This window comes from Mesorhizobium sp. M0500, assembly GCF_040321165.1.
In the GTDB taxonomy this organism is placed as follows: Bacteria; Pseudomonadota; Alphaproteobacteria; order Rhizobiales; family Rhizobiaceae; genus Mesorhizobium.
The window spans coordinates 75,320-100,759 of sequence record NZ_JAMYRB010000015.1 but is presented as its reverse complement, the minus strand read 5'-3'; the positions used below and the strand labels follow the sequence as shown (position 1 = coordinate 100,759).

At 63.7% G+C, this 25,440-nt stretch carries 18 protein-coding genes; 9 read left to right on the top strand and 9 right to left on the bottom strand.

Features of this window, described 5'->3' with window-relative positions:
• Nucleotides 1–8: 8 nt before the first annotated feature.
• The 3 genes from NKI70_RS23475 (at nt 9) to NKI70_RS23465 (ending at nt 3,493) form a co-directional block, all read left to right on the top strand.
• Complete coding sequence (locus NKI70_RS23475; RefSeq protein WP_023676546.1) at nt 9–1,307, top strand: cytosine deaminase; 1,299 nt, start codon at nt 9–11, stop codon at nt 1,305–1,307.
• Nucleotides 1,307–2,704: an FAD-binding oxidoreductase gene (locus NKI70_RS23470; protein ID WP_352617684.1), complete on the top strand. Its 1,398-nt coding sequence runs from the start codon at nt 1,307–1,309 to the stop codon at nt 2,702–2,704. Before NKI70_RS23475 ends, NKI70_RS23470 begins: the two co-directional genes overlap by 1 nt.
• A 207-nt stretch (nt 2,705–2,911) precedes the next feature.
• Nucleotides 2,912–3,493 (top strand): NAD(P)H-dependent oxidoreductase, encoded by a 582-nt coding sequence (locus NKI70_RS23465; RefSeq protein ID WP_352587613.1) that lies wholly within the window; start codon nt 2,912–2,914, stop codon nt 3,491–3,493.
• Between the two features lie 216 nt (nt 3,494–3,709).
• Here the strand turns inward: NKI70_RS23465 and NKI70_RS23460 are convergent, their stop codons facing one another.
• The 5 genes from NKI70_RS23460 to NKI70_RS23440 form a co-directional block, all read right to left on the bottom strand.
• Nucleotides 3,710–6,184, bottom strand: coding sequence for a GcvT family protein (locus NKI70_RS23460; protein ID WP_352724939.1), 2,475 nt, complete (start codon nt 6,182–6,184; stop codon nt 3,710–3,712).
• Nucleotides 6,181–7,362 (bottom strand): pyridoxal phosphate-dependent aminotransferase, encoded by a 1,182-nt coding sequence (locus NKI70_RS23455; RefSeq protein WP_352724938.1) that lies wholly within the window; start codon nt 7,360–7,362, stop codon nt 6,181–6,183. Before NKI70_RS23455 ends, NKI70_RS23460 begins: the two co-directional genes overlap by 4 nt.
• Nucleotides 7,362–8,261, bottom strand: a complete 900-nt coding sequence (locus tag NKI70_RS23450) for a homocysteine S-methyltransferase family protein (protein WP_023676541.1) — start codon at nt 8,259–8,261, stop codon at nt 7,362–7,364. The genes NKI70_RS23455 and NKI70_RS23450 overlap by 1 nt, the downstream gene beginning before the upstream one ends.
• Nucleotides 8,258–10,711, bottom strand: coding sequence for a GcvT family protein (locus NKI70_RS23445; protein WP_352568960.1), 2,454 nt, complete (start codon nt 10,709–10,711; stop codon nt 8,258–8,260). Before NKI70_RS23445 ends, NKI70_RS23450 begins: the two co-directional genes overlap by 4 nt.
• Before the next feature lie 77 nt (nt 10,712–10,788).
• Complete coding sequence (locus NKI70_RS23440) at nt 10,789–11,382, bottom strand: helix-turn-helix domain-containing protein (protein ID WP_031211731.1); 594 nt, start codon at nt 11,380–11,382, stop codon at nt 10,789–10,791.
• A gap of 269 nt (nt 11,383–11,651) precedes the next feature.
• Here NKI70_RS23440 and NKI70_RS23435 point away from each other — a divergent pair, with 269 nt between their 5' ends.
• Nucleotides 11,652–12,350 (top strand): nitroreductase, encoded by a 699-nt coding sequence (locus tag NKI70_RS23435; protein ID WP_352623286.1) that lies wholly within the window; start codon nt 11,652–11,654, stop codon nt 12,348–12,350.
• A gap of 19 nt (nt 12,351–12,369) precedes the next feature.
• Here the strand turns inward: NKI70_RS23435 and NKI70_RS23430 are convergent, their stop codons facing one another.
• The 4 genes from NKI70_RS23430 to NKI70_RS23415 are packed head-to-tail and all read right to left on the bottom strand — an operon-like array spanning nt 12,370 to nt 17,510.
• Entirely contained in the window at nt 12,370–12,957 is a 588-nt protein-coding gene (locus NKI70_RS23430) for a sarcosine oxidase subunit gamma (protein ID WP_023676538.1), read from the bottom strand.
• Nucleotides 12,950–15,946 (bottom strand): sarcosine oxidase subunit alpha, encoded by a 2,997-nt coding sequence (locus NKI70_RS23425; protein ID WP_352568958.1) that lies wholly within the window; start codon nt 15,944–15,946, stop codon nt 12,950–12,952. The genes NKI70_RS23430 and NKI70_RS23425 overlap by 8 nt, the downstream gene beginning before the upstream one ends.
• On the bottom strand, nt 15,943–16,239 hold the full coding sequence (locus tag NKI70_RS23420; RefSeq protein WP_023676536.1) for a sarcosine oxidase subunit delta: 297 nt from the start codon (nt 16,237–16,239) through the stop codon (nt 15,943–15,945). Before NKI70_RS23420 ends, NKI70_RS23425 begins: the two co-directional genes overlap by 4 nt.
• Nucleotides 16,240–16,250: 11 nt before the next feature.
• Entirely contained in the window at nt 16,251–17,510 is a 1,260-nt protein-coding gene (locus NKI70_RS23415; protein ID WP_352568999.1) for a sarcosine oxidase subunit beta, read from the bottom strand.
• A 250-nt stretch (nt 17,511–17,760) separates the two neighbouring features.
• On the opposite strand from NKI70_RS23415, the gene NKI70_RS23410 reads away from it, so the two are divergent.
• The 5 genes from NKI70_RS23410 to NKI70_RS23390 all read left to right on the top strand — a co-directional run bounded on the left by NKI70_RS23410 (nt 17,761) and on the right by NKI70_RS23390 (nt 25,413).
• A complete protein-coding gene (locus tag NKI70_RS23410; RefSeq protein ID WP_352568957.1) occupies nt 17,761–20,250 on the top strand; it encodes a mechanosensitive ion channel family protein in 2,490 nt (829 codons plus the stop codon).
• 156 nt (nt 20,251–20,406) lie between these two features.
• Nucleotides 20,407–20,670 (top strand): hypothetical protein, encoded by a 264-nt coding sequence (locus tag NKI70_RS23405; protein WP_023676533.1) that lies wholly within the window; start codon nt 20,407–20,409, stop codon nt 20,668–20,670.
• Between the two features lie 268 nt (nt 20,671–20,938).
• Entirely contained in the window at nt 20,939–23,500 is a 2,562-nt protein-coding gene (locus NKI70_RS23400) for a GcvT family protein (protein WP_352635645.1), read from the top strand.
• Nucleotides 23,501–23,507: 7 nt separating this feature from the next.
• Entirely contained in the window at nt 23,508–24,464 is a 957-nt protein-coding gene (locus NKI70_RS23395) for a site-2 protease family protein (RefSeq protein WP_352700446.1), read from the top strand.
• A gap of 100 nt (nt 24,465–24,564) precedes the next feature.
• Complete coding sequence (locus NKI70_RS23390; protein ID WP_023676529.1) at nt 24,565–25,413, top strand: DUF1194 domain-containing protein; 849 nt, start codon at nt 24,565–24,567, stop codon at nt 25,411–25,413.
• The last annotated feature ends 27 nt before the right edge of the window (nt 25,414–25,440 follow it).

The following is a 25,440-nucleotide window of genomic DNA, read 5'->3' as shown; positions in this document are numbered from 1 at the left end:
GCGCCGCCTTGATACCAGCTTCTGGTTCCTACCATCTTTCCAACGTCCGGCTTCACGCGTCGCTGACGCCGGGGCTTGCGGCTGCCTTTGGCGCCGACGGATTTGCGCTCGCGGACGTTGCCGTCGCCGATGGCAAGATCTCCGGGATTACGGCGCATCGATCCAACGCACCGGCGGACGCCACCGATCTCGGCGGCCGCATCGTGCTGCCGTGCTTTGTCGACTGCCACACCCATATCGACAAGGGCCATATCTGGCCCCGAAAGCCCAACCCGGACGGCACCTTCATGGCCGCTTTGAACGCCACCGGCGCCGACCGCGCGGCGCGCTGGAGCGCCGACGACGTTGCCCGCCGCATGGATTTTTCGCTGCGCTGCGCCTACGCGCACGGCACCAGGGCGCTGCGCACGCATCTCGACAGCGTCGCGCCGCAGGAAGAGATCTCCTGGCCGGTGTTCGAGACGATGCGGGAGAAATGGCGCGGCCGCATCGAGCTGCAGGCGGCCTGCCTGCTCGGCATCGAAGGCGTGCGCGACAGGAAATGGTTCGAGAGGCTGGCCAAACGGGTGGCTGCCGCCAAGGGTGTCCTCGGCGTCGTCACCTATATGGTGCCGGATCTCGAAGAACTGCTCGACCAGGTGTTTGCGCAGGCGATCAAGCATGGCCTCGACCTCGATTTCCACGCCGACGAGACCGACGATGTCTCGGCGATCTCGCTGAAGAAAATCGCCGAAGCAGCCCTTTGGAACGGTTTTGACGGGAACATCCTGGTCGGCCATTGCTGCTCGCTGGCACGCCAGCCCGACCTCGACGTGCTCGACACGCTGGATAAGGTCGCCAAGGCCGGCTTGGCGGTGGTGTCGCTGCCGATGTGCAATCTCTATCTGCAGGACCGGCGAGGCGACAGGACAACGCCGCGCTGGCGCGGGGTGACGCTGCTGCACGAGATGAAGGCGCGCGGCATTGCCGTCGCCGTCGCCTCCGACAATACGCGCGACCCGTTCTACGCCTATGGCGATCTCGACATGCTGGAGGTCTATCGCATGGCGACGCGCGTCCTGCATCTCGACCATCCCGTCGCGGACTGGCCGCAAGCTGTCACCGCAACGCCGGCCAAGGTGATGCGGCTCGATAATTTCGGCACGCTTGCCGCCGGAGCGCCGGCCGATTTCGTCGTCTTCAGGGGGCGAAGCTGGACGGAATTGCTGTCGCGGCCCGAATCGGATCGCATCGTCGTGCGCGACGGGCATGCGATCGAGCGCCAGCTGCCCGATTATGCCGAACTCGATGATCTGATGGTGGAATGATGGATATTGCGGCGCTCAAGCGCGACCTGGACGGCCTCAAGGTCGATGACCATCCGGCCATCGTCCAGCAGAAGAGCCGCGACTTCTACTGGTACAGCCCGGTGCTGAAGCAGCAGCTCGAGCACGTCACCGGTGACCTGATCGTGACGCCGAAAACCGAAGACGAGGTCGTCCGCATTCTCGCCGCCTGCCACCGGCACGGCGTCCCGGTGACGCCGCGCGGCAGTGGCACCGGCAATTACGGGCAGGCGATGCCACTGTCCGGCGGCGTGGTGCTCAATCTCGCCGAGATGAACGCGGTCAAGATGATCGCGCCGGGCCGTGTCGTCACCGGCCCCGGCGCCGTGCTCGCCGACATCGACAGAGCGACGCGGGCGCATTCCGGCCAGGAGCTCCGCATGTCGCCGTCGACCTACAACACCGCATCGATCGGCGGCTTCGTCGCCGGCGGCTCCGGCGGCATCGGTTCGATCCGCTGGGGCGGACTGCGCGACCTCGGCAACGTCATCCGGCTGAGGACCGTGACGATGGAGGCTGAGCCGCGGGTCATGGAGCTCACCGGCGAGGACGTGCTGAAGGTGATGCACGCCTACGGCACCAACGGCATCATCACCGAAGTCGAGATGCCTCTGACCGCCAGCTATGACTGGATCGACGTCATCGTCGGCTTCGACGATTTCATGGATGCGGCTGGCTTCGGCAACGATCTCGCCATCCAGGACGGCATATTGGCGAAACTGATCACGCCGATCGCAGCACCCATCCCCTACGATTACTTCAAGCGCCACCAGCGGTTTTTCCGGCGCGGCCAAAGCATCGTCGTCTTGATGATCGCGCCGCATGCGATGGATGCCTTCCTCGCCTTCACGGCGCGCAGCAAGGGCGAGATCGTCTTTCGCGCCGACAAGGAGGCCGATCTCAAAGGGCTGCCGCCGGCCTATGAGCTGACCTGGAACCACACGACGCTGCGTGCCATCCGGGTCGATCCGACGATCACCTATCTGCAGACCCGCTATCCGTCGCCGGACCACCTCGGCCACGTCAAGGCGATGGTCGACCGCTTCGGCGACGAGGTGCCGGCGCATCTCGAGTTCATCCGCTTCGACGGCGCCATCGGCATCGCCGGGCTGCCGCTGGTCCGCTTCACCACGGCGGAGCGGCTCGACGAGATCATCCGCATCCACGAGGACAATGGCTGCTGGATCTTCAACCCGCACCGCTACACGCTGGAAGAAGGCGGCATGAAGCGCACCGACGAGGTGCAGCTCGCCTTCAAGCGCGAAACCGACCCGCAAGGGCTGCTCAATCCAGGCAAGATGATCGCCTGGGAAAACCCGGACTATGATTATCGCTCCGGCAAGTCGTTCCTGTTCAAGGGGCTGGAGAAGGCGGGTTGAGACGATGACGGGCGAGTGGCGCTGTACCCCCCTCTGGCCTGCCGGCCATCTCCTCAAGGGGGGAGATTGGCAGTTCCATCGTCTCGACCATCTTCCAACGTCGTCAACTGGCGAAAGCGATACTGACAGCCGATCTCCCCACTTGGGGGGGAGATGCCCGGCAGGGCAGAGGGGGGTGCTTGGTGCCGACTTGCGAGATGTTCTCCTGTGAACGTCTTCGTCCTCTACGCTCATCCTGTGGAGACCAGCTTCAACGCCGATCTGCACCGGACGATCATCGAGCGGCTGAAGGCCGCCGGCCATGTCGTCGACGACTGCGATCTCTATGCGGAGGGTTTCGATCCCAGGCTGACGCGGGCCGAACGGCTGTCCTACCACGACGAACGCAGCGACGGCGATCCGGCGTCAGCCTATGTCGAGCGCTTACTGCGGGCCGAGGCGCTGGTGCTGTCGTTTCCGGTGTGGAACTTCGGCTATCCGGCCATTTTGAAAGGCTTTTTCGATCGCGTCTTCCTGCCCGGCGTGTCGTTCAAGCTGGTCAACGGCAAGGTGCAGCCGTCGCTGCACAACATTCACAAGGTCGCGGCGGTCACCACCTATGGCGGCAGCCGGTTCCGCGCCATGCTGATGGGCGACCCGCCGCGCAAGCTGGTCAATCGGGTGCTGCGCGCCACCATCAAGCCTGGCGGGTCGGTCTCCTATCTCGCGCATTACTCGATGAACCTGTCGACGGACGAGACGCGGACGAGGTTCATCGCGAAGGTCGCGGCCAGGATGGACGCGTTCTGACGCGGGAGGGGACTTTTCCTTCTCCCCTTGTGGGAGAAGGTGGATCGGCGCGTAGCGCCGAGCCGGATGAGGGGTGCTGGCAGAAACGCGGCGTGGGAAGATTGGGACGGGAGCGCTAAACGCTAATCCGTTGAGGTAGCGATCCTTCCAACACCCCTCATCCGACCGAGCTTCGCTCGGCCACCTTCTTCCACAAGAAGGGGAGAAGGAAAAGAGTTACATCCGCACCCGTTCCGATTTTGGATCGTACATCGGCTTGAGCGAGGCCTCGGCGGCAAAGCGCTCGCCGGCGATCTCGATCTCGTAGGACGACGACAGCACATCCGCCTCGCTCTCGCCCTTGCAAGGCACGTAACCCAGCCCGACGGCGCCGCCGAGATGATGGCCGTAATTGCCCGAGGTGATCGGGCCGACGATCTTGCCGTCGCGCAGGATCGCCTCATTGTGGAAGAGCAAGGGTTGCGTGTCTTTCAGACGGAACTGCACCAGCCGCCGGTTCAATCCGCTTTCTTTCTTCCTCAGCACGGCATCGCGGCCGATGAAGTTGCCCTTGGCGGTCTTCACCGCGAAGCCGAGGCCGGCCTCCAGCACATTGTCTTCGTCGGTGATGTCGTGGCCAAAATGCCTGAAGGCCTTTTCGATGCGGCAGGAGTCCAGCGTGTGCAGGCCGCAGAGCTTCAGGCCGGCGTCGGTGCCGGCTTCCGCGATCGCCTCGAAGACATGGGCGGCCTGATCGGTCGAGACGTAAAGCTCCCAACCGAGCTCGCCGACATAGGTGACGCGGTGGGCGCGGGCCAGCCCCATGCCGATTTCGATCTCCTGAAACGTCCCGAACGGGTTGTTCTCGTTGGAGAAATCGTTCGGGCTCAGCTTTTGGATCAGCTTTCTCGAATCCGGGCCCATCAGGCAAAGCACGGCTTCGGCCGCCGTCACATCGGTGATGACGACGAACTCGTCGGCAAGGTGTTTTCTCAGCCAGGCCAGGTCGCGTTGCAGCGTGGCGCCGGGCACGACGAGGAAGAAGGCGGTTTCGGACAATCGCGAGACGGTGAGGTCGCTCTCGATGCCGCCGCGCTGGTTGAGCATCTGGGTGTAGACGATCTTGCCCGGCGCCACGTCGATGTCGTTGGCGCAGAGCCTTTGCAGGAAAGCGCAGGCGTCGCGGCCCTCGACGCGGATCTTGCCGAACGAGGTCATGTCGAACAGGCCGACGCCGTTTCGGACCGCCAGATGCTCCTCGCGCTGGTTATCGAACCAGTTCTGCCGTTTCCAGGAATAGCGGTATTCGCGCTCCTGGCCCTCCCGCGCAAACCAGTTGGCGCGCTCCCAGCCGGCGACCTCGCCGAACACGGCGCCGCGCGCCTTCAGATGTTCGTGCAGCGGCGAGCGCCTTATGTTCCGCGAGGTCGCCATCTGGCGGTAGGGGAAATGATCGGCGTAGAGCAGGCCGAGCGTTTCGGAGACGCGCTCTTTGAGATAGCGGCGGTTCTTCTGGAACGGCTGGGCGCGGCGGATGTCGACCTCCCAGAGGTCGAAAGGCGCCTCGCCGTCATTGATCCATTGCGCCAGCGCCATGCCGGCGCCGCCGGAGGAGACGATGCCGATCGAATTGTAGCCGGTCGCCATCCAGTAGCCGGAAAGCTCCGGCGCCTCGCCGAGATAATAGCGATCGTCGGGGGTAAAACTCTCGGGGCCGTTGAAGAAGGTGTGGATGCCGGCGGTGGCCAGCATCGGCATGCGGTTGACGCCCATTTCCAGGATCGGCTCGAAATGATCCATATCCTGCGGCAACTGGTCGAAGCAGAACTCCTCGCTTATGCCGTTCATGCCCCAGGGCTTGGCCACCGGCTCGAAAGCGCCGAGCATCATTTTGCCGGCATCTTCCTTGTAGTAGGCGCACTCGTCCGGCACGCGCAGCACCGGCAAGCGGGAAAGCCCGGGGATCGGTTCGGTAACGAGATAGAAATGTTCGCAGGCGTGCAGCGGGATGGTGACGCCGTTCCGGGCGCCAAGCTCGCGTGCCCACATGCCGGCGCAGTTGACGACGATATCGGCTTCGATCGCGCCTTGCTCGTCGCCCTGCGCCCAGGAGACGCCGGTGACCCGGCCATTTTTGGTATGAACCTTGGTGACCTTCACGTTCTCGACGATCGTTGCACCGCGCTGGCGCGCGCCCTTGGCCAACGCCATGGCGATATTGGCCGGGTCGCACTGACCGTCGAGCGGCAGATGCACGGCGCCGACCACATCGGAAACATTGAGATGCGGGTACATCTGCTTGACTTCGTTGGGCGAAATCTCGCGCACATCGACATCGAAGGCGCGGGCGAGAGATGCCTGCCGATAGATCTCGTGCTTGCGCTCCTCGGTCAGCGCCACCGTGATCGAGCCGACCTGGCGCATGCCGGTGCCGACATCGGTCTCGGCCTCCAGCTTGACGTAGAGGTCGGCCGAGTACTTCGCCAGCCGCGTCATGTTCTGCGAGCCGCGCAATTGGCCGATCAGGCCGGCGGCGTGCCATGTCGTGCCCGAGGTCAGCTGCTTGCGCTCGAGCAGGACGATGTCGGTCCAGCCGAGCTTGGCCAGATGATAGGCGACCGAGCAGCCGGAGACGCCGCCGCCGATGATGACCGCCCTCGCTTTGGGAGGAATGGCCTTGGTCGGAATGGTTTTGGTGGGCGAGGCGCTCATGCGGCCTCACAGCGATAGAAGGAGGCGAAGCGGCGCAGGCGTGTGGCAGCCTCCATCAGCACCGGCTCAGGCTGGCAGAGGCTGAAGCGGATGTGGCCGGCTGCAGCCTCGCCGAAGCTCGAGCCGGGCATGACGCCGACCTTCTCCTGGTCGAGGAAAGCCCAGGCGAATTTTTCGTCGTCCGGCTCGATCGCCGATATGTCGAGCATGACGTACATGCCGCCTTCGGAGCCGCGCACGGTGATGTTGTTCATACCGCGCATGGCATCGAGGACGACGGCGCGCCTTGCGGCATAGCGCTCGGCGATCTCCTTGACGCCGTAACCATTTTCGAGCGCCTCAGCGCAGGCGAGGCTGATGAAGGCCGGTAGGCCGTAGGTCATCACCAGATTGAGGTCGGTCAGCAGCGAGACCATCTCCTCGGGCCCGGTCAGCCAGCCCATGCGCCAGCCGGTCATGCCGTGGCTCTTCGACATCGAATTGATGACCAGCGTGCGTTCCGCCATGCCGGGCAGCGAGCGTGGTGAGACGTGCTCGCCGCCGCCCAGCGTCCAGTAGACCTCGTCCGACAGCAGCCATAGGTCATGCTCGCGGCAGATCTGCGCCAGATCCTCCAGGCGCTCTCGCGAATAGACGGCGCCCGTGGGGTTGTTGGGCGTGTTGATCAGGATGGCGCGGGTGTTCGGCCGAAGGGCGGCGCGAATGTCGGCGGCGCGCGGCTGAAAGCCATCCTCGGCGGGGGTCTCGACGACGCTGAACTCGGCGCCCGCCGCACTGAAGGTGTTGGGATAGGTGGCGTAATACGGCGCGACGACGATAGCATGGTCGCCCTGGTCGAGAACCGCTTGAATGGCCGCGTAAAGCGCGGCCTGCCCGCCCGGCGTGGCGATGACCTGGTCGGGATTTGTCGCAACGCCGGTGCACCGCATCGAGGCCGCCGCCATCGCCTTGCGCAGGCGTGGAACGCCGGCAAGCGGCGTGTAGTGGTGATTGCTGGCGCGAACCGCCGTCACGCAGGCTTCGATCGTCTCGCTCGGCGTGTCGAAATCGTGGTCGCCGACCGACAGCATGATGATGTCCTCGCCGGCCTGCTTGCGCGCCCAGGCAGCGGAATGAACCTCCCAGCCATCCTTGCCCGAAGGCACGATGCCGGAAATGCGCGATGATGGCCTGGGCATTATGCTGCTCCCGAAATTTCATAACCGGCCTGTTCGAGCCGGTCGCGCAGCGCGGCGATGTGGGCCGGTCCGACTTCGCAGCAGCCGCCGACGATGCCGGCGCCGGCCTCGACCCAACCGACCGCCTGGCCGGCATAGGCATCCGGATCAAGGTCGTGGCGGGCGTGCAGCACTTCCACGGTACCGCCATGCTTGAGCGCCTCAATCGAGGTGAAGCCGTTGGCATAAGCGCCGACCGGACCGCCGAGAGCGATCAGTTCGGGCAGCGCTGCAGCGATCGCTTCGGGCCGGCAGCAATTGATCAGCCGGGCCGCGACGGGCAGGCCGGCAAGAGCGCCCGACGCCGCCGCAATGGCTTCGCCGCTGCGCAGGCGCGGCGTGCCGTGGTCGGCAAGCGTCCACGACACCCATAGGGGCTTGCCGCTTTCCGACGCCGCGGTGACGGCGGCGCGCGCCTCTTCGGCCGACGCCATGGTTTCGCACAGAAACAGATCGACGCCGTCCGCCTGCTCGGCAACGATACGGCGATAGATGTCGAGCGTATCCTGGAAGGATATCGTCAGCGCCGGCGCATAGCTGCCGAACAGCGGCGACAGGCAGCCGGCGATCGCCGCGTCGCCGGCCTGGTCGCGGGCTTGCCTTGCCAGTTCGATGCCGCGCTTCTGCAGCGGCTTGAACAGCTCTTCCGCGCCTTCGCGTGCCAGCCGCTCCGGCGTGGCTGAATAGGTGTTGATGGTGATGACGCGGGCGCCGGCGCGGATGAATTCCGCATGCAGGTCGCGCACCAGATCCGGTTCGTCGATCAGCACCCTGGCCGACCACAGCGGCGTCGGCTCGGAACTGCTACGGCGGACCAGCTCCTGGCCCATGCCGCCATCGGTGAGGATCACTTTCTTCATGCTCTGAGCCTCTCGTTCTTTGGATCCCATAACGGCTCATCCTTCTGCACGACCGCCCGAAAACGTTCGCCGAAGATCTCGATCTCGACCGCGGTTCCCGGCTCGGTGAGGTCGGCGCGCAGCATGCCGAGCGCGATCGACCTGTCGATGCGATGACCCCAGCCGCCGGATGTCGTCTCGCCGACGATCCGGCCGTCATGCCACAGCGTCGACATGGTGGGCGCATCGCAGTCGCCGGGGTTTTCGACAACCAGCGTGACGAAGCGCTTCTTGATGCCCTGCTGCTTCTCGTTTTGCAGCGCCGTCTTGCCGCGGAAGTCGGGCTTATCCCATCTGACGAATCGCTCCAGCCCGCCCTGCAGGATCGAGTAGTCGGTCGACAGGTCGCCCTTCCAGGTACGGTAGCCTTTTTCGAGCCGCAGCGAATCCAGCGCGTACATGCCGAACGGTTTTAGTCTATGCCTCTTCCCGGCCGCCCAGACGGCGTCGAAGATGGCTGCGGTATCGTCGACCTTGCTGTGGATTTCCCAGCCGAGCTCGCCGGCGAAGGACACGCGCACCAGCTTTGCCCAACGTCCGGCGATACTGGTTTCCTGATGCGTCAGCCAGGGCAGGGTGAGGTCGGCTGCGCAGAGTTCGGCGAGGATTTTTCGCGAGTTGGGGCCGGCGAGGATCTGGGTGGAGTATTCCTCCGTCCTGTCGATCAGCTTGAATGTGGCGTCCTTCGGGATGCGCGACTTCAGCCATTCGAAATCATGCCACTGAGCCACAGCGGCGGTGATCAGCGTCATCAGGTTCTCGTCGTGGCGGACCACCGACATTTCGGTGACGATGCGGCCCTTGTCGTCGGCAAAATAGACGAGGCCGATGCGGCCGGGTTTCGGCACCAGGCCGGTCACCTGGAGGCTCAGCCATTCGGCGGCACCCGGACCGTCGAGATTGAAACGGGAGAACCCCGGCAGGTCCAGAATGCCGGCGGCATCGCGGACGGCGAGGCATTCCTCGCGCACACGATGCTGCCACGGCCCGTCGCGGCGGAAGGTCAGCGTGGATTCTTCGGAGATGTCGTCGCCTGCGTTCGTATACCAGGTGGCGCGTTCCCAGCCATTATAAGCATCGAACCGGGCGCCGAGTGCCTTGATGCGGTCGTGGAGCGGCGACAGCTTGCGGTCGCGCCCGGCCGGCCAGGCATGGCGCGGGAACTGGATGGCATATTCGTTGCCGTAGATCTCCATGCCCTTGGCGACGCAATAATCCGGGGCCGAGGCAAAGGCGGTGAAACGGCGTGGATCGCAGGACCACATGTCCCATTCGGTCTGGCCTTCGGTCACCCACTCGGCCAGCACCTTGCCGGCGCCGCCGCCCTGGGCGATGCCGAAGGTGAAGACGCAGGCCTCGAAGGCGTTGGGCACGCCGGGCATCGGCCCGATCAGAGGGTTGCCGTCCGGCGCATAGGGGATCGGCCCGTTGATGACCTTTGAAAGGCCGGCGGTGCCGAGGATCGGCACGCGGGCGACAGCATCGGCCAGGTAATGTTCCAGCCGATCGAGATCGTCGGGAAACAGCTGGAAGGAAAAGTCGTCGGGCATCGGGTCGTTGTGGCCGACCCAGTGGGCGCGGCAATTGCGCTCATAGGGGCCGAGATTCATGCCGTTCTTTTCCTGGCGCAGATAATAGGACGTATCGACGTCGCGCAGCAGCGGCAGCTTCTTGCCCTGTTCCTTCGACCACGCCGCCAGTTCGGGGATTTCCTCGAACAGGATATATTGATGGCTCATCACCATCATCGGCACCTCGCGGCCGAACATCCTGCCGACTTCGGCGGCGCGGTAGCCGGCGGCGTTGACGACGATCTCGCAGCGGATCTCGCCTTGCGCCGTCTCGACCACCCACTCGTGATTGTCTCGGCTCACGCCGGTGACCGGACAGAAGCGGATGATCTTCGCGCCCATGTCGCGCGCGCCCTTGGCCAGTGCCTGGGTCAGCTGCGCGGGGTCGATATCGCCATCATTCGGATCGTAGAGCGCGCCTTTCAGCTCATGCGTCTCGATGAAGGGGTAACGGCGCTTAATCTCGTCGAGCCCGACCACGTCGATATCCATGCCCTGGTAGCGGCCCATGCCCTTGGCGCGCTGGAATTCCTGCATGCGCTCCGCGCTATGGGCCAGCCTGAGCGAGCCGGTGACGTGGTAGTTCATGGGATAGCGGACCTCGTCGGCCAGCCGGCGATAGAGCTCGGTCGAATAACGCTGCATGTTCATCAGCGACCATGACGAGGAGAAAGTCGGCACGTTGCCGGCGGCATGCCAGGTCGAGCCGGAGGTCAGCTCGTTCTTCTCCAGAAGCACGCAGTCGGTCCAGCCCGCCTTGGCGAGATGGTAGAGCGAGGAGGCGCCGACGGCACCACCTCCGATGATCACAACGCGTGCCGTGGTCGGCAAACCGGCCATGTTCTTCTCCGACTATTTGTTTTGATGCATGTCGTTGTCCCAAAACCGCCACGCACTTTTGGGCGACATGCATTCGTTCAATAGACAGGCGGCGAAACCACCCAGATGACGACAGCCGGCTCGGCTCCAGGATTGCGCCATCGGAACGGCTTGCCGTCGAAGCGGAAGGAGTCGCCTTCGCCAAGCCGGTGCCAGATGCCAGCAATTTCGATGTCGAAACTGCCCGAAGCGACGTAGCCGGCTTCCTCGGTCGGCCGGCGCGCCTCGGCCTTCATCTCGGCACCCGGAGCGAAGACCGAACGCAGCATCTCGAAGCTACCGCCGAGATCGGGCGACAGAAGCTCCTCCACCAGGCCGGAATCGCTTGTGCCAAGCGTGCGCCGGTTGCCGGCGCGCACGACCACGCCGCGCTCGGTCTCGACAGGCACGTCATGGCTGAAGAACAGGCTGACCGGCACGCCGAACAATTCGGCGAAGGCCCTGAGATCGCCGAGCGACGGGACCGACAGACCGCGCTCGACCTGGCTGACCCAGCCGACGGAACGGCCGAGCTTCAGTGCGATTTCAGCAAGCGTCAAGCCGCGCGCCTTGCGCAACGCGCGAATGTCGCCGGCCAGCAGCCGTTCGCCGCTGTCCTGTTCCGATCTGGCGGCGGTTGAGGGCAAAGCCATCCCTGTCTTGGTGAAAAATTCTCAGCAAATTTCATTTGATGGCGGGTTCATGAAAAAATCAAGAGGATTTTCACGCAACCACAAGATTTACTTGCGCCATTTTGACGGTTCGGGCAAAGGCTCGGCGCACGAGCGGCGAGTGGGGCGTCCGGTCGAGGCGGGTAGGCTATCGGGCGTTCAAAAAGACGCGCAAGGATGCTCCATCACTTCTAGTCGGCGCATGATCCTTCCGGAAAATCGGTTCGGGATCATACGCAAAAGGACGGCCCATGCTGGAAAACAACTCCCGGATTGCGGCGGCGATCGTCGATGACGCGATCACCTCGCGGCGGTCGGTACGCGCCTTCTTGCCCGATATGGTCGACGACGAGATCATCCGCGATATTCTCGCCGTTGCCGCGCGCGCGCCCTCAGGCACCAATATGCAACCCTGGAAAGTCTATGTGACCAAGGGCGAGGTCAAGCAGCGCATCACCGACGCCATCCTCAGCTCGGGCATCCGCGCCGAAAAGGCCGAGTGGGACGAGTATCGCTACTATCCCGACCAGTTCTTCGAACCCTATCTGACGCGACGGCGGGCCAACGGTTTCGGCCTCTACGGCGTGCTCGGCATCGGCCGGCGCGAGGTCGACAGGATGCGTGCGCAGCACGACCGCAACTTCGTCTTCTTCGACGCGCCGGTCGGCATGATCTTCACCGTCGACCGGCGGCTGAACAAGGGGTCGTGGATCGACTACGGCATGTTCCTGCAAAACATCATGGTCGCCGCGCGGGGCAGGAGCCTGCACACCTGTCCGCAAGCCGCCTTCGCGCCCTATCACCGGCAGATCAGGCCGGTGCTCAACATTCCCGACGAGGAGATCATCGTCTGCGGCATGGCGCTCGGCCACGAGGATACGTCCAAGCCCGAAAATGCCTTCCGCACCGACCGCGCGCCGCTGGAAGAGTGGGTGACGTTCGCGGAGTGACGTGAAGCGCCGTCCGGCTCTACTGCACTTCGTAGCCGACTTCCTCGCTCGCATGGCAGAGCGCTTTCCAGAACGAGCGGGCAAACGAGCGGAACACATAGATGTCGAACTGATCGGCGCCGGTGCGCTGGATCTGCGCGAAGATGTCGTGATGCATGGTCGAGCGGCCGGCGCCGATCGGGAAGGCCGGCAGCGCGAAGTCGATGGCGAAGAATTTCGCCAGCACCCACTCGGCCTTCGGCCCGGCGATACGGATCGCGGTGCGGCCGTGCGAAAGGTCGGTCACCGTACCGATGGCCGAAGTGACGACACTGGCAAAGGCCGGCGCCAATCCCTCGGCTTCATCGACCACAGTGAACTTTCCCGGCGCAAAGCCGAACACCGACCTGGCGCCGTTCGTCACACCGCCACCGGCGCCGTCGGGCAAAGCCAGGCCGGTGACCGCATGGATGCCGGCCATCAACTTCTTCTCCTCGCCGGGCCAGGCGGCGAGCTGCAGGATCGAACCCGGCCTGGTTTCGGAGAGGATGATTTCGACACCATGCTCGAAATTGCCATGCGAGCCCGGATGCAGCACCGGCTCAAGCGGCGATTGGCGTTCAACCATGCATGCGGCTCCCGTCCGGATCGAAGAAATGGTTGGAGACGATCTCGACCGGCCCGAACCGGTTGCGCAGCGGGTCGGAGACATAAGCGCGCGTGCCGCGCCGCGCCTTGCCGCCCTTGACCAGGGCAAGCGCGATATATTTACCCAGCGCCGGCGAATAGCAGCAAGCGGTGATGTGGCCAAGCGAGCCGTGCGGATTGGCTTCGTCAAGCTCCTCGACGATGTGTGCGCCGCCATTGAGCGGCTGGTTGTCGAGCGAAACAATACCGACGAGTTCCAGGCGGTCGGGCGCGATCAGCCCCTCGCGGTCCATCATCGCCGAACCGATGAACGGCTTCTTCTTCGACAGCATCCAGTCGAGATGCAGGTCGCGTGCCGTGGTACGGCCGTCGATCTCGGCACCGGTGACGTGGCCTTTCTCGATGCGCATGGTGCCCAGCGCCTCCAGCCCGTAGGTCACCAGCCCGAACGGCTTGCCGGCTTCGATCAGCGCCTCCCAGACATGGGTGCCGTAGCCGGCGCCGGAATAGACCTCGAAGGCCATTTCGCCGGAGAAGGACAGCCGGCAGATCATCACCGGCACGCCGGCGATTTCGCCGTGGACGATGCCCATGAAGGGCAGGGCGGCATTGTCGACGGCAGTGCCGCTGACGCAAGCAGCCAGTATCTGCCTTGCCTTCGGCCCGCCGATGGCGGCACCGGCCCATTGGTCGGTCACCGAGGTGACGTGGACCTTCAGCGCCGGCCAGATCACGTCGAGGAAATATTCCAGATGCTGCATCACCTTGCCGGCATTGGCGGTGGTGGTGGTCATCAGGAAATCCTGCTCGCCGAGGCGCCACGTGGTGCCGTCGTCAAAGGCGAGACCGTCCTCGCGCAGCATCAGCCCGTAGCGCGCCTTGCCGACGGCCAGCGTCGAAAACATGTTGGTGTATAGGCGGTCGAGGAATTCCGCCGCGTCGGGGCCTTGCACCGCGATCTTGCCCAGTGTCGAGACATCGACGATGCCGGCGCTCTCGCGCGTGCCTCTCGCTTCGCGGACATAGGCCTGCTCGATCGTCTCGCCGGGATGGCCGTAGATCATCGGCCGATACCACAGGCCGGCGGAATACATGGTGGCGCCGTTGGCGACGTGCCAGTCATGCATCGGCGTCAGCCGCTCGGGCTTCAGATCGCCGAAGCGTTCGGCGGCTAGCGAGCCGATCGACACCGCCGAAAAGGGCGGGCGAAAGCGCGTCGTGCCGACCTGCGGGATCGGCTTGCCCAGCGCCTCGGCCATTATGGCCAGGCCGGGTATGTTGGAGCTCTTGCCCTGGTCGGTTGCCATGCCGAGCGTGGTGTAGCGCTTCAGATGCTCGACCGAGACGAAGCCTTCGCGATGCGCCAGCCGCACGTCATCCGCCGTCACGTCATGCTGGAAGTCGACGAAGCTTTTTCCTTCGGCCTTGATCTCGAACACCGGCGCCGGATCGGGATCGCCAGGTGCTGCTTCGACGGCAGGCAAGGCCGCCGGCGTGGCGGTTGCGCCCGCAGCGGAAAGACCGGCGGCGCGACCTTCGGCGATCGCCTCGGCGGTGGAGAAACTGCCGGTGAAGGCGCCGGCGCCGATCCATTGCTGTGTCGTCGGCTTGGGCGGCAGGAACGCTTGCAATGCTTCGTTCCATTCCGCTTTGGCTCCGGCCTGGCTGGCCAGATGAATGGTCGGCGACCAGCCGCCCGACATCAATAGGCAATCGGCGTGGATGCTGCGCGCATCGCCGGAAAGCGCGCCGTTGACCATGTCGAAGCGCTGCACCTTGAAGCCGGAAAGCGCCTTGCCGCCCTCGGTGGCGATCACCGCGTGGCCAGAAAGGATCTCGGCCTCGGTCTCGCCGGCCAGCTTGCGCATTTCGCTCGAAAGCTCAGGGCGCACGTCGATGATGGCGACGACCACGGCGCCGGCCTTCTTCAGCGCCAGGGCCGCGCGATAGGCGCTGTCATTGTTGGTGAACAGCCCGATCCTGTCGCCGGGCAGCACGCCATATTCAATGGCATAACGCTCGGCAGCATGCGCCAGCATTACGCCTGGCCGATCATTGCCTGGAAAGACCAGCGGACGCTCCAGGGATCCGGTGGCCAGCACCACCGACCTGGCGCGGATCGTCCAGTAGCGATGGCGCGATTCGCCCTTGCCGGGCGTTTCCTTGTGGTCGGTGACACGTTCGAGCGCGGCAAGCGTGTTGCCGTCATAATAGCCCCAGACGGTGGTGCGCGGCAGCAGGCGGATATTGTCACGGCCTTCGAGCTGGCCAGCGGCGCGCGCTGCCCAGTCGGCGGCCGGCATGCCATCGATCGTCTCGCCCGACCAATTGGCCGAGCCGCCGAAATGCGGCTCGAGCTCGGCCAGGATGACGCGTGCACCCTGATCGGCAGCCGCCCTGGCGGCCATCAGCCCCGCCGGGCCGGAGCCGACTACCAGCACATCGCAAAACGCGTTCATGCGTTCGTAGCGCGCCGTATCGGGAGCCGTGCCTGCCTTGCCCAGGCCGGCGGCACGGCGGATGAAATGCTCACAGAACATCCAGAAGCGAGTGCCCTTCAGCGGACCGATCACCGGTCCCATGAAGGTCTTGTAGTAGAAGCCGGCCGACAAAAGCTTGCCGCCGAGCTGGTTCACGGCACTGACGTCCCAGGCAAGCGAAGGGAAGCGGTTCTGGCTGATCGCGGCCAGCCCGTCATAAATCTCGACCATTGTGGCGGGGATGTTCGGCTCGCGAACCTCGCCCCTCAACACTGTGACCAGCGCGTTCGGTTCCTCGACGCTGGCGGTCAGCACGCCGCGCGGGCGGTGATATTTGAACGAACGCCCAAACAGGGTGATGCCGTTGGCCAGCAGCGCCGAAGCCAGCGTGTCGCCGGCATGGCCGGTATAAGGCGCGTCGTCGAAGGTGAAACGGATGGTCCGCAGCCGGTCGATGCGGCCCCCGGCCTCTGTACGGCGCGGGCTCATGGCTTGTCCTCGGCCCGGTGCCGCGCAACCGAGTTGTGGTCGCCGCGCGCGAACGCGGTGCTGGAGATCTCGTGCGTCAGCGTGTTGCGCACGACCCTGAGATGGGCGCGGCAGCCGCCGGAATGCTGCCAGATCTCATTGTGGTCGCCGGCTGGATTAAGCCGGTCGTAGACATAGGCGTTCCAGGCGTCGAGGTTCTGCGAGGCGGGCTGTGGGCGCTGGCGATTGCCGTCGCCCTGATAGGTGAATTCGATCACGTCGCGCGGGCCGCAATAGGGGCAGGTGATGAGCATGGATCTCTAACCTAATGCAGCCGGGGCGTGGCGCCCTGGCCCTTGTCGTCGATCACCAGGCCACGGTAGAAGCGGTCGAGCGTGAAGGCCGAGTTGAGACCGTGCGGCTCGTCCTTGGCAATGGTCCAGGCAAAGCACCAGCCGGAAGCCGGCGTCGCCTTGAAGCCGCCATAGCACCAGCCGCAGTTGAGATACATGCCCGGCAGCGGACCGGTGGTGATGATTGGCGAGCCGTCCATCGACATGTCGCAGACGCCGCCCCATGAGCGCAGCATGCGGACACGGGCCAGCCCAGGGAACAGCGCCAGCATCTCGCTCATCACCTCATCGACGATCGGCAGGCTGCCGCGTTGGGCGTAGCTGTTGTAGCCGTCGAGATCGCCGCCATAGACAAGGCCGCCCTTGTCCGATTGCGACATGTAGAAATGGCCCATGCCGAAGGTCAGGACCGTATCGATGAACGGTTTTAGCGATTCCGTGACGAAGGCCTGCAGCACGTGGCTCTCGATCGGCATCGTCTCGATGCCGGCAAGCCGCATGACCCGCCCGGTGCTGCCGGCAACCGCGACCGCTACCTTTTTTGCGCGGATTTCGCCGCGCGTTGTCGTGACGCCGGTGATGCGGTCGCCGTCGCGCAGGAAGCCGGTGACCTCGCAATTTTCGATGATGTCGACGCCGCGGCGATCTGCGCCGCGCGCATAGCCCCAGGCGACGGCGTCGTGGCGGGCGGTGCCGGCGCGCCGCTGCATCAGGCCGCCGACGATCGGGAAACGCGCGGTGGCTGAGACGTCGAGCGCCGGCACCAGGCGCGCGATTTCGGCCGTGGTCATCAGTTCGGCGTCAACGCCGAGATGGCGCATGGCGTTGCCGCGCCGGGCATAGTCGTCGAGCTGAGCAGGTGTGTGGGCGAGGTTCAGGCAGCCGCGCTGCGAGAACATGACGTTGTAGTTGAGGTCATGGGCCAGGTTCTCCCACAGCTTCATCGAATGCTCGTAAAAGCGCGTGTTGGCCGGCAGGAGATAGTTGGAACGGACCGCCGTGGTGTTGCGGCCGACATTGCCGGAACCGAGCCAGCCCTTCTCCAGCACCGCGACATTGGTGATGCCGTGCTCCTTGGCTAGGTAGTAGGCGGTCGACAGGCCATGGCCGCCGCCGCCGATGACGATCACGTCGTAGGACGCCTTCGGGTCGGGCTTGCGCCAGGCCGGCCTCCAGTCCTTGTTTCCGGTCAGCGCGTTCTTGAGAAGCGAAAAGGCCGAATATTCCGCCATTCTTATTGTCATCCATTTCAGGCTTTGCGGCAGACTATAGAGCAGGCCGCCAACGCAAAGCCAAGATTGCGCCATCGCTTTTCGACTCCCCGACTTCGACTGGATTGGCCGACTTCGATTGGATTGGCCGACTTCGATTGGCGGACTTCGAAAACGAGCCGCCTGGCATGACTTGCCCCGTGATATGAGCGTCTTTATCAAGGACGTGCTTCAAAACTGCCGCTGCCGTCCGCGAGTCGCCAGAAAAATCATGTTCTTTCGTTTACTCCGCCTGGTCCTGATCGTTGCGCTTGTTGTCTTGGCGCCGCCGTCGTTCGACGCGATGGCGCAGGCGCTCGGGCAGGGTGCCGCCGGGCTGGTTACAGACCAGCAGAAGGTCATCCAGAGCCTGACGGCCAAAACCGACGATCTCGAGAAGAAGATACAGCAGGACGGCCAAGACGATGCCACCCTGGTGGAAATCCGCCTGCAATTGGAGGATCTGTCGCGGGCGGCGCTCACCAGCGCGCTGGCGTTCCGCTCGCGTCTCGGCGATATCAACGATCGGATCGAGACGCTGGGACCTCCGCCGGCCGCGGGCCAGCCGGCCGAGCCCGACATCGTGACCGGTGAACGCCAGGCGCTGGCTTCCGAAAAAGCCGAGATTAACGCCGTCATTGCCAGCGCGCAGAACCTGTCGATCCGTGTCAGCGGGCTGATCGAGAAGATCGGCAACATGCGCAGCGAGCTGTTCCGCAATCAGCTCACCAAGCGCTACGTGCTGTCCGATGCATTGAGCCCGGAGGTCATTTCCAACGCCAATGACGAATTTACCAGTTTCTACAAAGCGGTGTCGTCCTGGCTGAGCTTCGCCTTCAAGTTCAAGTTCCAGGCAATTCTTGCCGCGACGTTGATGGCGCTTGCGCTGGCCGCCGTGCTTTTTGTCGGCGGGCGGCGCCTGTTCGGCCGCGTCTTCGAAGCCGATCCTTCCGTCGAGGATCCATCCTATCTCAGCCGCCTGTCGGTGGCGTTCTGGTCGACATTGCTGCCGTCGCTGGCGGTTGGCGCCTTCCTTATCTCGACGGTCTTCTTCTTCAATTATTACAATGTCTTGCGCGGCGACATCGGCATCTTCCTGAATTCGCTGGTTGCCGTTATCGCGGTGGTGTTCTGCGTCAACCGGCTGACCAATGCGGCGCTGGAACCGCGGTTGCCGAACTGGCGTCTGATCCCTGTCGAAACCGGCCCGGCGCGCTGGCTGGTGCGGCTGACGACTGCCATGGCCGTCGCCATCGGCATCAATTATTTCCTGTCGGTCGTCAACGACAAGATGGGCTCGCCGCTATCGCTGACCATCGCCAGAAGCTTTGTCGCCACCATCAGCGTCGGCGTCATCCTGATCCTGATGGGGCTGCTGAAGCCGTTCAAGGCTGCCGACGGGAGCTGGCGCCCGTGGCCGGCATGGCTGCGCTACACCGCCGTCGCGCTAGGGCTATTCACCATAGCGTCGGCGCTGCTCGGCTTTATCGGCCTTGCTATTTTCGTCTCGGTGCAGGTCGTGGTTACCGGCACTATCCTGGTCACCGCCTATATCGGCTTCCTGTCGGCGCGGGCGATCGGCGAGGAAGGTGGTTTCGCCAACACTTCGATCGGGCGCTGGCTAGCGGCCAATTCAAGCTACGAAGAGACCGCGCTCGACCAGCTCGGGCTTGTCGTCAGCGCCGCCATAAACATCATGATCGTGCTGGTGTTCCTGCCGCTGATCCTGTTGATGTGGGGCTTCCAGCCCGGCGACATCCAGGCCTGGGCCTACAAGCTGGCGACGGGCCTCACCATAGGCTCGGTGACGATCTCGGTCACCGGCATCCTCACTGGCGTCGTCGTCTTCATCATCGGCTATTTCCTGACGCGCTGGTTCCAGGGCTGGCTCGACGGTTCGGTGATGGCGCGCGGCCGGGTCGACACCGGTGTGCGCAATTCGATCCGGCTGGCGGTCGGCTATGCCGGCGTCGCGGTCGCGGCACTGGTCGGCATCTCGGCGGCCGGTATCGACCTCTCCAATCTCGCGTTGGTCGCCGGCGCCCTGTCTCTCGGCATCGGCTTTGGCCTGCAGAATGTCGTCTCCAACTTCGTCTCGGGCCTGATCCTTTTGGCCGAGCGGCCGTTCAAGGTCGGCGACTGGATCGTTGCCGGTGACATCAGCGGCACGGTCAAGAAGATCAGCGTGCGCGCCACCGAGATCGAAACGTTCCAGCGGCAGTCGGTGATCCTGCCCAATTCAAACCTGATCAACAATGCGGTCGGGAACTGGACGCACCGCAACAAGCTCGGCCGCATCGATATCAAGGTCGGCGTCGCCTATGGCAGCGACATCAAGCACGTGCATGGCGTCCTGTTGGAGATCGCGCGCAGTCATCCGCTGGTGCTGAAAAACCCCGAACCCTTTGTGCTGTTTTCCAATTTCGGCCCGGCCGCGCTCGAATTCGAGATCCGCGTATTCCTGGCAGACGTTCTTAGTGGCAATATCGTCCAGAACGACATCCGCTTTGCCATCTTCGATGTGTTCGCCGACCAGCATATCGAAATTCCGTCGACACCGCGCGCCGTCGTCGAGACCAAAAAGCACGAGGCGTGGCCGATCGACGACGACAAGATCGAAGTCGAATTCGCCGAGCGGGAACAAGCAAAAGCCCTAGCGGCGGTCGAGGCGAAACGTCTCGCCAAGTCGGGACGCAAGGTACGGAAGCCCGATCCTGACTAGCTGATTGGAGCTTGCCTTCAAGCCTTCGGAAACCAATTGCGGCATGAATGCGGCATTCAGTTGCCGTTCAGCTTGCATTGCATATAAGCTCACCTGCAAACGGCGAGAATGCCTTGCGAAATGCAACAGAGGCGGTGGCAACACCGATACTGCAAAATGTGGAAGTCTCTCGTCGCCGCCATCGCTTTTCTGGCCGTGGGCGGTTCGGCCCATGCCGCCAGCGCGGTCAACAAGGACGCCGAGACCCGCACGCTGATCGTGACGGAAGGCGGCGGCAAGACCGAGCTGGCGCTGGCCGCTGGCGAAACCGTGGAATTTTGCCCGAGCGGCTGTTTTGTTACCTTGCCGAATGGCGACCTCGAGGCGCTGACCGGTTCGGAGACGATTGAGATCTCGGGCGGCGTCGCGCGCATCAAGTAAAGTCGACGCCATGATTTTTGAAGGCCGGGCAAACGCCCGGCCTTTTATTTGCTTCCGGTAATCGGCGATGAAGGTATGCACTTTTCTTCGAAGCTGCGCAGGGCGGGCTCTAGCAGCGCCTTCGTACCGAGCAGGGCGAAGGCGTAGGTCTAACTGCATTCGACGGGCTGGTGGCGCGGGCTTTTTTGGCGATGTCGCAAACAGGCTGCAAGCGCGGCGCCGCGCCGCCCTATAGTCTGCTCGCAATAGCATCTTGGAGTCGCGGGCAATGGCAGGGTTTCCGGAAAAGGCGAAGGTCGTCATCGTCGGGCTGGGCGGCATCGTCGGCGCATCGGTCGCCCATCACCTGATCGAGCGCGGATGGGACGATATTGTCGGCATCGACAAATCGGGCATCCCGACGGATATCGGCTCGACGGCGCATGCCTCCGACTTCTGCTACACGACCAGCCATGATTTCCTGTCGTGCTGGACGACGCTCTATTCCATCGATTTCTACGAAAAGATGGGTCACTACGCGCGCATCGGCGGCCTCGAGGTCGCCCGCGTCGGCGACGACGCTCGCATGGCGGAGATCAAGCGCAAGATCGCCTCGGCGAAGGCCTTCGGCACACGCGCCCGCCTGATCGATCCCGCCGAGATCAAGGAAAAATTCCCGCTGATCGAAGAACAGATGGTACAGGGCGGCCTGTGGGATCCCGACGCCGGCCTCGTCATCCCGCGCTCGCAGACCGTCGCCGGCAAGCTTGTCGACCAGGCGGAAGCTTCCGGCAAACTCAGGGCGTTTGCCAATACGTCGGCCAGGTCGCTCGTCATCGAGAACGGCCGCATCAAGGGCGTGGTGACCGACCGCGGCACCATCGAAGCCGACTATGTCGTGGTCTGCACCGGCATCTGGGGACGGCTGATCGCGGAAATGGCGGGCGAGGACCTGCCGGTCATGCCGATTGACCATCCGCTTACCTTCTTCGGGCCGTACACTGAGTTCGCCGGCACCGGCAAGGAGATCGGCTGGCCGCTGCTGCGCGACCAGGGCAACTCGGCTTACATGCGCGATACTGGCGACCCTAAGACCGCCGAAGGCGGGCAGATCGAATGGGGTTATTACGAAGAGACCAATCCGCGCCTTTGCCATCCGCGCGATCTTCTCGAGAAAAACCGGGCACGGCTTTCGCCGTCGCAACGCGATCTCGACATGGAGCAGATCCTGGCGCCGCTCGAGCGCGCCATGGAACTGACGCCGATCCTGGGCGAGCTGGGCTACAATGAGAGCCATTCCTTCAACGGCCTGCTGCAGGTGACGGCGGACGGCGGCCCCTCGATGGGCGAAAGCCAGAAGGTGAGGGGCCTCTGGTATGCCGTGGCGATCTGGGTCAAGGACGGCCCCGGCATGGGCAAGCTCATCGCCGACTGGATGACGGACGGCCGCACGGCGATCGACCACCACGCCATCGACTATTCGCGTTTCTATCCGCACCAGACGAAAGAACAGTTCATCTGGGATCGCTGCACCGAAACCGCGATGAAGGTCTACAACCCGGCGGTCCATCCGCGCGAGCCCTTCTCCAAGGCTCGCAATGTCCGCCGCTCGCCCTTCTGGGAGCGCGAGAAGGAACTCGGCGGCTATTTCATGGAGCTCGGCGGCTGGGAGCGCGCCCATGGCTACGCCGCCAACGAGCATCTGCTCGAGAAATACGGCAACCGGGTGCCGGTGCGCCAAAACGAATGGGATAACCGCCACTTCTGGCGCGTCTCGAACGCCGAGCATCTCGCGATGAGCGAGGATTGCGGCATCGTCAACCTGTCGCATTTCGCCATGTACGACGTGGAAGGCCCGGACCATGTCGCGCTGATGGAATGGCTGTGCGCGGCAAAGATCGGCGGTGACGGCAATATCGGCAAGGGCATCTATACCCATTTCCTCGACGAGGAAGGCATGGTGCGCGCCGACCTGACCGTCATCCGCATGGCCGACCGCTGCCGCGTCATCGACGGCGCCGATGCCGGGCCGCGCGACTTCCAGTACATGCGCCGGACGGCAGAGGACAAAGGCTTCGACGTTACCGTCACCGATGTGACCGAGAGATATGTGACCGTCGGCATCTGGGGTCCGAATGCGCGGGCAACATTGGGCAAGGTCGTGGAAAACCCCGACGGACTGACGCTTGAGAATTTTCCCTTTGCCGCGATCAAGCCCGTCAGGATCGCCGGCAAGGACGTGACCGCCTTCCGCATCTCCTATGTCGGCGAGCAAGGCTGGGAACTGCATATGCGCTACGAGGACGGCCTGGCTGTCTGGGACGCGCTGCGGTCGACCGGCGTGATGGCCTTTGGCGTCGAGACCTATGCCAACAGCCGCCGCATGGAGAAGAGCCTGCGCCTGCAAAACGCGGACCTCTTGACCGAATACAATCTGCTGGAAGCCGACCTTGCCCGTCCGAAAGTCAAGGAGGCCGATTTCTGCGGCAAGGCAAAGCATCTGGAATATCGCGCCCGGGTGCATCAGCCGGCCATGCTTTGCACGCTTATCATGACGGACAATACAGATTCGAATGGTGTTCCCCGCTATCCGGTTGGCACGATGCCGGTGATGGACCCGCAAACCGGTGAGACGCTCGTCGACGAGCTCGGCCGCCGCTCCTTCACGACCTCGGTGGCCTATGGTCCGACCCTCGGCAAGAACATCGCGCTCGCCCACCTGCCCTGGGCGTATTGCCAGGAGGGCCGCAAGCTGAGCGTCGAATATTTCGGCGAGAAGTACCCGGTCGAAGTGGCCGCCGTCGGCTACAGGCCGCTCTACGACCCGGAGAACCTCAATCCGCGCAGCTAAGCGTTGCTTGCCTGCCGATTCTCCACACAGGCAAGCCGAGCAGTGCCAGCAGGACCTGAATGCAGAAGCCCGATTCATCGTCGGGCTTTTCGCTTTGTGGAGCGATGATTCTCGCTTACCGTCGCGCTGCGATTGGGGGGTGCCTTTGCGGCGGATCGGCTGGGACAGAAAAAACGATGCGCTTGTGTTTCAGCTGAACCGGAATATCCCGGTTCGCGTCAGCTGGACCTTCGCAATTCCCATTGTGCTGCCCTTCCTGAACGAGTGGGCGAGCCGACCCAAGGATGCACTGATCCATACCTCTATCTTTGCAGCGCTTCTGTTTGCGTCGATATTTCTGCACGAACTGGCACACGCCTGGATCGGACGCCGACAAGGCGTCGCCACCGACATGATAGAATTATATCTCTTCGGCGGGCTCACGCGTTTCAAACGCGCCGCAGCGCCATCGCCTGCCTGGGCGCGGATTGCGATAGCGGGTCCCCTGGCGAACGTCGCGCTCGCCGCGTTTTTCGATGCGGCCTATTATCTGGTTTTTGGAGAACTCATCCCACTTGCGCCCGAAAGGCCATTCGGGTGGCTGCCGTCAAGGTCGGCCGGTCCTCTGGAATGGACGCTTTGGATTGGCGCATTGTTGAACGTGTCACTTATCATTCTCAACATCCTGCCCGCCTTCGATCTGGATGGCGGCGTGATTGCAAGACATTTGTTCCTGAGACGCTTCGGCGTCCGCCGGGCCGCGCAGATCGTCGGCATCTGCGGCATCGTACTTTCAATTCTGCGTTTTGCGATCATCTTGCCTGCCGCGGGTATTCTGTTGTGGCTTCCGCCGTCATTCAAGCCGAACTGGAGGGCAGCGCGCGGGGTCGGTGCTAGAAAACCGAAGCCGGACCCATCCTCCGAGACGGATGTCGAGAAGGCCGTGGAGTGGTGGGGGCGGGGCGGGCACCGCATCCACAAATGAAATTCGTTTTCCGGCGGTTCGCAAAAATGTGACCGAATGAGACCGGCTCTCCACCGGGCTTTTCTCTTTGTCGATCGGCGATTTTCGCTTACCGTGCGGCATGTCTGGTTTTGCCCGTGCAAGACATCTCGTCTCGGGTGCCGCCGCGCTGGCGTCGGTGCTATGGCTGACTGCAAACTCCCGCGCCGCCGAGCCGGTCGACGTCGAACTGGTGCTGGCAGTCGACGTTTCGCTGTCCATGTCGCCGGACGAGCTCGAAATCCAGCGTCATGGCTATGCGGCGGCGCTGACGCATGACGATGTCCTGCAGGCAATCGGCGAAGGCGCTCATGGCAAGATTGCCGTCACCTATGTCGAATGGGCTGGCGCGACCTGGCAGCAGGTCGTCGTGCCGTGGACGGTGATCGCCAATCGTGCCGACGCCGAGCGGCTGGCAGCGCAGCTTTCCGCTCATCCGCCGGCCAGTGCCAGGCGCACCTCGATCTCCGGCGCGCTGGAATTCGCCAGCGATCTCTTTGCTGAAAGCGGCTTCCAGGGCGTCAAGCGGGTGATCGACATTTCGGGTGACGGCCCCAACAACCAGGGCGCACCTGTCGATATCACCCGCGACGCCGTGATCAAGCAAGGCATCACCGTCAACGGCCTGCCGCTGATGACCAGGGGCGGGTTCAGCAGCGCTTACGATGTCAACAATCTCGACCGCTACTACAGCGACTGCGTCATCGGCGGGCCGGGATCCTTCATGATCCCGGTCAATGACTGGACGCAGTTTCCGGAGGCCATCCGCCGCAAGCTGGTGCTGGAGCTTGCCGGTCCGGCCTCGCCGCAGCGAGCGGCGGAAGAGGCGGCGCATCCGCCATTGGTGCTGGCACAGGACATCCCCGTCACCGACTGCCTGGTCGGTGAAAAAATGTGGCGCGACCGCAGCTGGATGTACAACAGCCGCTGATGGCGGAGTTTGCTGTCGATGGTGACA